This is a genomic window from Oligoflexus sp., from assembly GCF_035638955.1.
In the GTDB taxonomy this organism is placed as follows: Bacteria; Bdellovibrionota_B; Oligoflexia; order Oligoflexales; family Oligoflexaceae; genus Oligoflexus.
Map to the genome: position 1 here is coordinate 68534 of NZ_DASQYZ010000132.1, position 9925 is coordinate 78458.

The 9925-nt window shown below is 53.1% G+C and carries 10 protein-coding genes and 1 tRNA gene; 4 read left to right on the forward strand and 7 right to left on the reverse strand.

All coding sequences use genetic code 11. The features are described from left to right. Positions 1–178 precede the first annotated feature (178 nt). Positions 179–730, forward strand: a complete 552-nt coding sequence (orn, locus tag VE954_RS13335) for an oligoribonuclease (RefSeq protein WP_324953489.1) — start codon at positions 179–181, stop codon at positions 728–730. Between the two features lie 261 nt (positions 731–991). Here the strand turns inward: orn and VE954_RS13340 are convergent, their stop codons facing one another. Then, positions 992–1657, reverse strand: a complete 666-nt coding sequence (locus VE954_RS13340; RefSeq protein WP_324953490.1) for a hypothetical protein — start codon at positions 1655–1657, stop codon at positions 992–994. 518 nt (positions 1658–2175) lie between these two features. Between VE954_RS13340 and VE954_RS13345 the strand changes: the two genes are divergently transcribed. Together VE954_RS13345 and VE954_RS13350 are read left to right on the forward strand one after the other, a co-directional pair. Beyond that, positions 2176–3711, forward strand: a complete 1536-nt coding sequence (locus tag VE954_RS13345) for an ABC transporter substrate-binding protein (protein ID WP_324953492.1) — start codon at positions 2176–2178, stop codon at positions 3709–3711. A 112-nt stretch (positions 3712–3823) separates the two neighbouring features. Continuing rightward, on the forward strand, positions 3824–4198 hold the full coding sequence (locus tag VE954_RS13350; RefSeq protein WP_324953494.1) for a response regulator: 375 nt from the start codon (positions 3824–3826) through the stop codon (positions 4196–4198). 1 nt (position 4199) lies between these two features. Here the strand turns inward: VE954_RS13350 and VE954_RS13355 are convergent, their stop codons facing one another. The 5 genes from VE954_RS13355 to VE954_RS13375 form a co-directional block, all read right to left on the reverse strand. After that, positions 4200–5918 carry a hypothetical protein gene (locus tag VE954_RS13355; RefSeq protein WP_324953496.1) on the reverse strand — a complete coding sequence of 573 codons (1719 nt, stop codon included), beginning with the start codon at positions 5916–5918 and terminating at the stop codon, positions 4200–4202. 135 nt (positions 5919–6053) lie between these two features. Next, on the reverse strand, positions 6054–6638 hold the full coding sequence (locus VE954_RS13360; RefSeq protein WP_324953498.1) for a hypothetical protein: 585 nt from the start codon (positions 6636–6638) through the stop codon (positions 6054–6056). Continuing rightward, positions 6635–6847, reverse strand: coding sequence for a hypothetical protein (locus VE954_RS13365; protein WP_324953500.1), 213 nt, complete (start codon positions 6845–6847; stop codon positions 6635–6637). The genes VE954_RS13360 and VE954_RS13365 overlap by 4 nt, the downstream gene beginning before the upstream one ends. Before the next feature lie 55 nt (positions 6848–6902). Next, complete coding sequence (locus tag VE954_RS13370; RefSeq protein ID WP_324953502.1) at positions 6903–7592, reverse strand: matrixin family metalloprotease; 690 nt, start codon at positions 7590–7592, stop codon at positions 6903–6905. Between the two features lie 139 nt (positions 7593–7731). After that, a complete protein-coding gene (locus VE954_RS13375) occupies positions 7732–8406 on the reverse strand; it encodes a hypothetical protein (RefSeq protein ID WP_324953504.1) in 675 nt (224 codons plus the stop codon). Between the two features lie 114 nt (positions 8407–8520). Between VE954_RS13375 and ftsY the strand changes: the two genes are divergently transcribed. Next, positions 8521–9705: a signal recognition particle-docking protein FtsY gene (gene ftsY / locus VE954_RS13380; protein ID WP_324953506.1), complete on the forward strand. Its 1185-nt coding sequence runs from the start codon at positions 8521–8523 to the stop codon at positions 9703–9705. An 80-nt stretch (positions 9706–9785) separates the two neighbouring features. On the opposite strand, the gene VE954_RS13385 is transcribed toward ftsY, so the two are convergent. Beyond that, positions 9786–9862 (reverse strand) — tRNA-Val (locus VE954_RS13385). Positions 9863–9925 lie beyond the last annotated feature (63 nt).

Below are 9925 nucleotides of genomic sequence, written 5' to 3' on the forward strand. Positions count from 1 at the left end.
TCGAGCTCCTCAGGTAGAGTGTTAAGGCTTCCCGGCTTTCTTAGCGGGTGGACTTATGATAGATTCGGAACCATGATAAATCGATAAAAATTGTCAACTCTCTCGCAAGAGGGTCAAGGCGGTTAGCCTGCCATGCAGCCGCAACGACAATGGATGCGCAGAAACTCAGGGAGGAGCCATGGCAGATAAACAGGACAACCTGCTGGTATGGGTGGACATGGAAATGTCCGGCCTGAATCCAACGACGGATGTTGTCCTTGAAGTCGCCGTATTGCTGACCAACAAGGATCTGGAAATCGTCGCGGAAGGACCTCAGCTGATTGTTCGCCAGCCCGCTGAACTGTTTGCGAAGATGGATAACTGGAACCAGGAACATCACACAAAATCTGGTCTTTGGCAGGCTGTGATCGCCTCACAGGTCGCCTTGCAGGAAGCCGAAGCAGACGTTTTGAATTTTCTCAAGCAACATGTTGGCCCAAGGCAATCACCACTCTGCGGCAATTCCATTGCCCAGGATCGTATGTTCCTCATGAACCACATGCCGCAAGTGAATGAGTATTTGCATTACCGCATGATCGACGTCAGCACCATCAAGGAATTGGTCAAACGCTGGTATCCAGGCGGACCTGCGGCACCAGCCAAAACCAATCAGCACCGCGCCCTGGATGATATTCGTGAGAGCATCAACGAGCTGCGGTTCTATCGGGACCAATTCTTTGTGAAGCTTTGAGGACGACTTTCCAAAAAAAAGCGACCCACGTCATCCGGTCGGCTTCCAAGCCCACAAAAAATGATGCTAATATCAAAAATAGGACCCTCTGGCCATGCGGACGAACCGCGGTTTGAAATGGTCCTATAAGCTAAATGCTTAGGAAAGGAGGTGGTGCTGTGGTGTTGTTCGACTGCACTAGTAGCACGGAGGTGAGTGTCTCTTAGTAGACCTCTCCTCCACTACTGACCGGCTTCCTTGGGAGCCGGTTCCAAGACTTCTTTACCGCCGATTGCGTTCCTGCCCGCGTACATATTCCATGAAAGCACCCTTGTCTTCCATGATCGTCTGATAACGGCTGTGATTCATTCCACGATGGCCTTTGTTGCCACGTTGGCCTTGATTATTCTGTCCGTTGCGGTTCTGCTGCGCGTTGGGACCGTTGCCACGGTTGTTCCCTATGGGCGCGCCGCCTTTCATCTGATTCTTCCGCTCAACAATTTCCCACGCCCGCAGAACAACGCCTTCGGACAGAAGCTCGGTGACGAATTCATCAAGAGTGACACCTTCATCAGCAGCCTGCTCACGCAGTTTTCTGACCAGGGTTTTGGAGAGTTTTACGCGCAGCTGCTCATTGCTCTCACCAGCAGCGACGGCTGGCGCCTGGGCTTTGATGATGGAATTATCGCGGATGATCACCGATTCAGAAGCCGTGAATTTTTGCTCCAGCGGTGGCAGTTCTTCGGTTTCCTCGTCGGATTCCATGGTCTCGATTTCTTCGGGGACAGATTCCTGGGCGGACTTGGCGAGAATTTTGCCGGTTTTGTTACGTTTGATCACCGGAGCCGTCTCCTCTTCCTGCTTTGATGCGGTTTCACTCTTACGAGTTTTGGGACTGGCTTTCTTGCTTGGGGCCTTGGCCTTTTTAGCTTTCACCTTTTCCGCCATTCGATTCTATCTCCAAACGTTATAAACGGGACCCGTGTTGGTATACGGGTGAATTGAAAAAAATTGGGATCATGCAGTACGAAAAATCAGGATCCATGCCACGCCGGGCTATGAGTCCGAAATCCTGGTTTTGTTACCCTGGGATTATCGGTTAGCGACTGGGAACCAAACATATGTCTGGCGGAACGCTATCTCATTACTTTTGTAGGGGCTTGCACGGGTTCATGGAACCCTTCCGGAGAAATGGCAATCCTTGTGTACAATATCCTCTGCCTTAGCAGGCCGCCTCTCGTCAAGGGTAATCATCGAACATTTGGGGAGAAAACTTGAGCGATTCTGTTCATCATGAGCGCGCGCACCGATTTTTGTCAAGGTTTACCGGAAATTATAGCGAGAGGTCCTGGCCCTTCACAAGTGTTATTTGTCCCGTCACCGGCCGAGGTCCAGGGACAAATTCTCCCTTAATTTTGCCAATTTGTGTACCATAAGGTGCAGAATGGAATTTAAAAGAGGTAAATATGCGCAGCCGCCCCCCATGTGGTTCCACCCTCAAAACCTGGAGCGTGGCGCTCGGCGTATGTGTGCCGGGCCTTGCCCTGCAGGCTACAGAACGGACCCATCTGCGACTCGCGCTCCATGATTCCATTCGCACCGTCGATCCCCGTCAAACTGTGGACGAGAATTCCCGTTCCATCGAAGACCTCATCCATTGCAGCCTCATGCAGCGGGATGCAGACGGCCAGCTGATTCCAGGGCTTGCGGCGAAAGATCCCCAATGGAAATCACCCAAAATTCTTGAAGTCACTGTGAAAGCGGGCGTGAAATTTAGCGATGGCAGCGCGGTCACTGCGAACGATGTTGCAGCCATCTATCATGCACTGGTCACCGACAAAGCGCTGGCTCGCAGCCGCTCCTTCCAACAGGTCACAGCCGTGCAGGCGCAAGGCGAAACGGTTTCGTTCACCTTGCACGAACCGGATGCGAGTTTCATCGGTAATCTTGTCGTTGGTATTCTTCCGGCAAAACTTGCCAAAACCCGAACCATTGATCCTATTCAAAGTCCTAGCTGTGGTCCATATCACATGAAAAGCCACGAATGGAATAGCATCATTTTGAAAGAGAACCCGCATTATGCCGGCTCGCCAAAACTGCGATTAAAGCAGATCGAAATCCGGTTCAGTCTCGATGAAAAGATTCGCCTTGCGCAGCTGCAGGCGGGTGAACTCGATCTCGTGCAGAACGGAATCAGTTTGCCTGGTTTGAAAGAGATTGCCAAAAAAAATCCCCAGCTCGAGGTTCTGAAGCGTCCTGGTTTGAACACGACCTATCTTGGTTTTAACCTGCGTGATGGACTCGCAGGCCAGGCAGCCGTCCGCGAGGCCATCGCCCATGCCATCAATCGGGACGAAATCATAAGCATGATCCTGGGTGGGATGGCGACCCCAGCGACCACCCTGCTGCCACCGCACTCGCCTTTCTTGAATCAGGAGCTGAAACCAAGACCCCTGGATTTGTCCTTGGCCGAAAAGATTTTGGACGACGCGGGGCTCACGAAAAAAGGCGAGACGCGTCTTGCGTTGAATTACAAGACCACCACCGATATCACCAGCATCAGCATCGCGAAAGCCATCGCCGCGCAGGTTAAAAAAATCGGCATTAAGATCGTGGTCGAACCTGTGGAATGGCGTCGCCTCAAACAGGATCTGGACGCCGGTCGGGTGCAGCTTTGGAGTTTGACCTGGGACGGCGGAACAGATCCGGATATGTATCGTCACGCGTTCGCCACCCGCAGTTTTCCGCCACGTGGTGACAATCGAGGCCGATACAGCAATCCCAAATTGGACGAAGTCCTGGAAAAGGGTAAAATAACCAGCAGTCAGGACCAAAGGATCAGGATCTACCAGGAAGCGCAGATGCTTCTGGATAAGGATTTGCCTTATATTTTCCTCTGGCACGAAGACCAGTTCGCTGTGGTCAATCGGGCACTGAAGGGATTTCAGCTTCGTGCGGATGGCCGTTACACAGCTCTCACCGAGGCCTTTTTTGTTCCCTAAGGACGTGCCCCAAAAGGCCAGAATGTTCGGCAGCGCTGGCTCGGTGGGATGGCCTTGATCCACACAGCTAAACTGGTATTATTAAACAACTGCGAAGTATGGACATAAAACGATGAGCAAAAAAATCCTTGTGGTCGACGATTCTGTCACGGCTCGCCGCCTGGTTGTGAGCCATCTGGCGGGATTGAATCTGCAGGTGATTGAAGCCGGTGACGGCAAGGATGGACTCAGCAAGCTGCACGACCATCCCGATACAGGTTTGATCTTTACCGATATCAACATGCCCTGGATGAGCGGTCTTGAAATGATTGCAGAGCTCAAGAAGGTCAAGGCCTACCAGCATATTCCCATCTGTATGCTGACGACAGAAACAGGTTCCGATGCCCTGACGCAGGCCAAGGATCTGGGCGTGAATGCCTTCCTCGTCAAACCTGTGCAAAAAGAGCAGCTGTTGGCCATCGTCAATGGCTACCTGCATTCAGCCTGAATCAAAGCGCTGCGCCCTCGCCTATCTGCCAGCTACGAGGGTTTTCCACCATATACTTCACCAGACTATACTTGAGATGATCATCAAAGGCCTGCGGCTGCATCCGTTCTTTCATTTCCAGAATGATCTGCTTCTTTTCCAGTTCCAGATTATCCAGATAAAGTTGCTTCAGGCCCTGATAGCGTTTGGGGTCCTTATCACGCATCTTCTGCAGCTCTTCGTTAGCCTGTCGACGCAAATCCGTGTCGGGCATAGCCTTACGGGTCGCAGCCACGGCCGCAACCGCTGGCGGCGCGAGATTCCGTGCTGGAGCCGCCCGTCTTGAGCTCTCATCCGCCTCGGCGGCGTCACGGGTCAAGTGACTCTTCAAACTATGCGAAGCCAGGAATTCCAGCACTTCACGCTGACGCCAGGACACCGGCGCCGCAAGGCTGGCCCGAGCCAGGGTTTCCATATCACGCGCATAGGTGGAGTGATCATTGAGAATGCGGGCAAAGGCTTGCAGTCGATCATTCAGACTTTTCTTCGGCGCATTCAATTCATGCACGGCGGCGCTTTCTGCGAGCCAGCCTGGTAAACGTAGAATGTCGGTGGCCTTCTGACGAAGCGTCCATTCATAAAAGAGGGTCGTGTAACTCAGCAGAAGATTGCCTTCGATGACCATGTACCCAACCGGTTGAGCACGCTCGGCGTCATCGAGTTCGCGCCAGAGCTGAAGACACGCTTCCGTGGAAAGACCGCTGGAAGGAGCCATGATCGGCGTAATTTTCTTGATCACCGGATCCATCGTATGCTCGCGGAAATAGCGGGCGCAACGCTGTTCGTACGCCTGCATCTCGCCTTCGCGCAGCTCGGTATCATTCATCTGCCAGACCACGAGCAAAGGATCGCTGTCCTGCTCCACGGCGAGGTAGTCGAGTTCCTGCGGATTTTTCAGAACGCCATGGTCCATCAGCTTGCGACCGACCTTGGTCAGGAGCCGCATTTTCTGGCGAAAGGGGCTCCAGTTTTCCGGTGGCTCACGCGGCACAGGCAGCGAGAGACCATTGAACATATTCTCAAACGATCGACCAAAGACCGAGTCCCAACGGAAACTACTCTTTTCCCAGAGCGTCGCCTTCTGCAGCTGCAGAAAAACAAACTGTTCGAGCTGAACGAGGTCAAGCCAGACCGAGGGACGCAAAGGCAAGGGTTGGCTGCGTCCCAGGAGTCGATGCACACGCGGCTTGCCATCAAGCAATCGTGCCAGTTCTGCATAAGGCTCGCCGTAACCCAACAGCAGCTCAGCCGCCATCGGAGCCGGACGGAAGACCGTTTTCCACGAGCCCTGCGCATCGCGACGACGTTCCTCGCGATCAAAGAGCGGCACGGGCTCAAACTGTTCCTGGGTCGCTGCAGGATAAACCTGCATGCTGCGTAGGATCTGGAGGACACGAAGAAAGAGGAACGATCGCGTGCGACCATGGCCCGCGAGATTTTTTTGCAAATTGTCTGGACTGAGATGCAGCCATTTTTGGCCTTGGAGAATCTGCTGCTGGGCCTGCTGCATGAGAACCAGCAGGGCGCTCAGTTCGGCATCGGTCAAAGCGGGGCTCAGACCGGCGGCCATGCTCATGCTGTAGGGGTCGGCTTCCAATCGGCGCAGCTGCAAGGCCAGCTCGAAGGCTTGGATCCACCAGAGAGGCGCCATGAAAGTGGACATGATACTAGGTTCGGCCATGCAATGAAATCCAGCCTATAGTCGACCAACGCCGTTGGGGACGCGAGTGGAAAACATTCTGCAGAGGGCCAGCCGGAAACGCAAGCGCTTATCCCAGGCGGTTCCTGGAGCCGGGCCTCGATGCCTTTGCAGATTTCATGGCAGAGTAGAAAAGACCTGATCACTCTGGGCGAGTTTGATCAAACCCTGACGCAGGCTATTGCGACAATACTTGCGCAAATCCCCCAGGAGGCCCTGGAGAGTCGAACTTTTCAGCTCGACGAGCACATGAATGTTGTAGGTATTCTGAAGCGCCGCTGCGGCATTTGGGTCGGAAATCTTCTCGTAGTAGATGTCACGGATCAAATCCCGGGTCACGCGGGTTTCCAAAAGTTTTTCCAGCTGCTGCGTAACCACGCCGCGATCGGATGGCTCAAGATTTTGAAATAATTTATCTTTTTTCCAAAAGAGAACAATTTCATTCTGAAGCTGCAGCCTTGTATCATTCAAAGCCGAAGCCTCGGCCTGCTTCAGACCAAGCGGCAGGTCAATGACCTTGGTCTTCACGCTATGATACTCGATAATATCGCCGGATTTCACAACATTGGCATGATCGACGGTGACCCAGTCGGGTCGCTCGCGACGACTTTGTTCCGTCACACGCACCTCGTTCACAGAAGCGGTGTGCTGACAGGCGCTGATGATTGGGAACAGATAACAAATAAACCGAAAAAACTTCAAGTCCCTGATCCTTTACGTCGCTCTTCCTCACGCTTGGCGCCTTTTTTCTCGGCCACCACGTCCGCAAGGTTACGGCCAGATGCATCGCGAACTTCCCTGATTTTGGTCAGGACCCGCTCCAGCAGGAAAGGATCATTCTTGATAATTTCGCGCAGGATTTCAAGTTCGTCAGCAGATCCACGTTCTTTGGACTTAGCGGTTTTCGACATGGGTTGTCCTCCTGGTTTGCTTGTCGGCAGATTGGAGGCAGAGTTGGAGCCCGGCTTAGTCGTAGACTTGACGAATGTTATGAACGTCGCCTGTGCTCAGCGAGCGGAAGCTCATGTTGGGACCAATATAAGTCTTGGCATGCATCACGGAATCAGGATCGTCGTCCACTTCCACATGGTCCAGGCCCAGCAAATGGCCAAACTCATGCAAGAGAACCGTTTCAGCATCCACGATGTCCTGATCTTCACCCAGATATTCGGTGGACTTCATCGCATCGCAGAAATGATATGTTTCACCATTCAGAATGATATCACCCTTGACGATGCGGTCTGAACCGTTGGCATTTTCCCAGACAGTTGTTGCCAGTGTTGTATCAGCCTTGCCAGTCGATGATTTCCAATTCTTTTCGTAATAAACCATGGTCATCGTATCATCGAGACTGGAATAAAGTTCATCACCGCGAGGCATTTTTGCGATCCCGACAAAGGTCAGGACTTCGCGGCCCATCGCATCATTCCATGACTCGCCAGCCTGAATCGCGGCTTCGACGACAGTATCGGGAGTGGTGTCATCGATATAGAAGCTGACTTTTTCAGTCCAGCCTGTAAGGCTATGAAAAGGGCCCTCAGCCTGTTGTTTGGCTGTGGCGTTGGCATTTCGATCCTCTTCGATCGAACGACGGTTTTGGGCTGTGCCACAGGCAGCAAGTGTAAGACTCAGAGTTGTGGCAATCAGGGCTCGCATGAAGCCTCCCAGCAAAATTTCTCTAGCTGGATCCTTGCCACTAGCTTGAACATACTCATACCTTCGGCCCCTCCTGGCCCAATATGAACGACACTTCGGACCCAGCAATAATACATGAATTGTGCCAGCTTAGAGAGGCCTAGATCAGATGTTTAAGAATCCCGAGACTCCAGCTCCGCGAGACTTTATGCAGCGACAAACTTTCTGCCGGTGCGTAATTAAGTTCTGAAGCCTCGTAAGTAAGTTGAACGGCCCAGGAAAGTTCATAGAAATAATCGACCTGTCCATTCCAGGTCCGTGTCTCACCCGTGACACTGATGCGTTTGCGTTCAAAGCTTTCTGGCAGACCAAGTTTCTCAATGCGATGCCAACCCAGCTCCAGACCCGATGCGACGCGCACGCGATCCGAGAGATTCAGGATAACGCCGACATTAAGTCCTGGAAGGCCGTAGCTGATCTCACCGCCTTTGCTATCACGCGATGACGCGGCTACGAGCACGCTGGTCTGCGTACCGAGGTAATAACCAAATCGGCCCATCAGAGGCAGATGAAAGGAATAAGAGATCCGCGCCTGATGACCTTCGTTCGAAAAGGAAAATATATTGGCGTCGTCGGTGAGATGACCCTTCCAGCGACTGGTGACCAGGCCGTAACTGACGGAAAAATTGTGTTCCCGCCGAAAACCCCGTACGGCTCGGCTCCACTCTTTGGGCAATTCCGGGCGTACCAAGGGCTCGGCCACTTCCTGGGCGTTCCCACCAGAAGGCATCATCGCCCAGCCAAGGATGAGCAGTACAAACAAAACCCTGGTCATGAAAGCTCCGGAAACTTGATTCGTGCTACAGTTTTAACCCATTTCCCGCTAGTATGAAACGCCCTTTCGCCGTCTGTCGTGCGAACAAAAAATGGAATGATAGGATTTCGACTGATGCTGAATTTCATACCAACCTTATATGCTGAGACGAGTCCTGTTGAAACGATCGCTGGCCTGCCCTGGGATTGGGTGGCATCGGCCATCGTATTCATCGCCGTGGTGATCGCCTTTTTCTTTCTAAGGCGGTTCATGGGACAGCCGATCCCACCTCGTACCGAGGAGCCACCTGCTGAGGCTCCTGCCATCCCGGAAGCCCGCCGGGAAGTGGCTTTGGAGGTTCCGACAGAAGCTGCCGAGCTGGCCGAAATTCGCGCGGATGATCAGGCATCCTGGCTGCAGCGTTTGCGTCAGGGTTTGAGTAAAACACGGACGCACTTGAAAGATAATCTTTCTCGATTGCTTGGCGGCCAGAAACTCGATGAGCAGACCCTGGAGCAGGTGCATGAGGTGCTGTTTCGCAGTGACCTGGGCGTGGAAACGGCCGATTACCTGGTGGATATTTTACGCAAACGATTCGGCGGCCAGAGTGCAGCCCCGGAATGGTCGGTGATCTCGGCTGAACTCAAACAAGCCGTCACAGCTTCCTTGCAGGGCATGGAAGATGCGGCCTTGAATACGCCCGCCGAAGGGCCTTTTGTGATTCTGGTGGTCGGTGTGAATGGGGTCGGCAAGACGACCAGCATCGGCAAACTCGCCGCGCGTTACGTGGCTGAAGGCAAGTCGGTTCTGCTTTGTGCTGGTGATACCTTTCGGGCTGCCGCCATTGAGCAGCTTCAGGTTTGGGGTGATCGTTTGAATGTTCCTGTCATCAAACATCAGCAAGGCGCGGATCCGGCTTCCGTCGCGTTTGATGCGGTCAAGGCTGCAAAAGCGCGTGGGGTGGATGTTCTATTGATTGATACCGCCGGGCGTTTGCATAATAAAACGGAACTGATGGACGAACTGGCGAAAGTGAAGCGCGTCATTGCCAAGGAAATGCCCAGTGCACCGCATGAGACGTGGCTGGTCATCGATGCCACGACGGGACAGAATGCAGTGCAGCAGGTGAAGGCTTTTGGTGAGCTCGTGCAATTGAGCGGCCTGGTGGTCACCAAACTGGACGGCACAGCCAAGGGCGGTGTGATCATCGGCATCAAGCAGAAGTTCAAACTCCCGATTCGTTATATTGGAGTGGGTGAGAAGGCGAAGGATTTGAAAGAGTTTTCGGCGCGGGATTTTGCGGAATCCTTGTTTGCCTGAGGGCACTGTTCGTCTTTCATAGAAAACAAAAAAGCGAAGCCAAACAGCTTCGCTTTTTTGTTTCTCTTGCGAGATCCTGATGGTGGGACTGCCCAGACTCGAACTGGGGACCTCTACGATGTCAACGTAGCGCTCTAACCAACTGAGCTACAATCCCGTGCAGGAGCACCTTTTCTAACGGGTGCCAGCCGCCTTGTCAATCTCTTAAAAACCGTGCCCG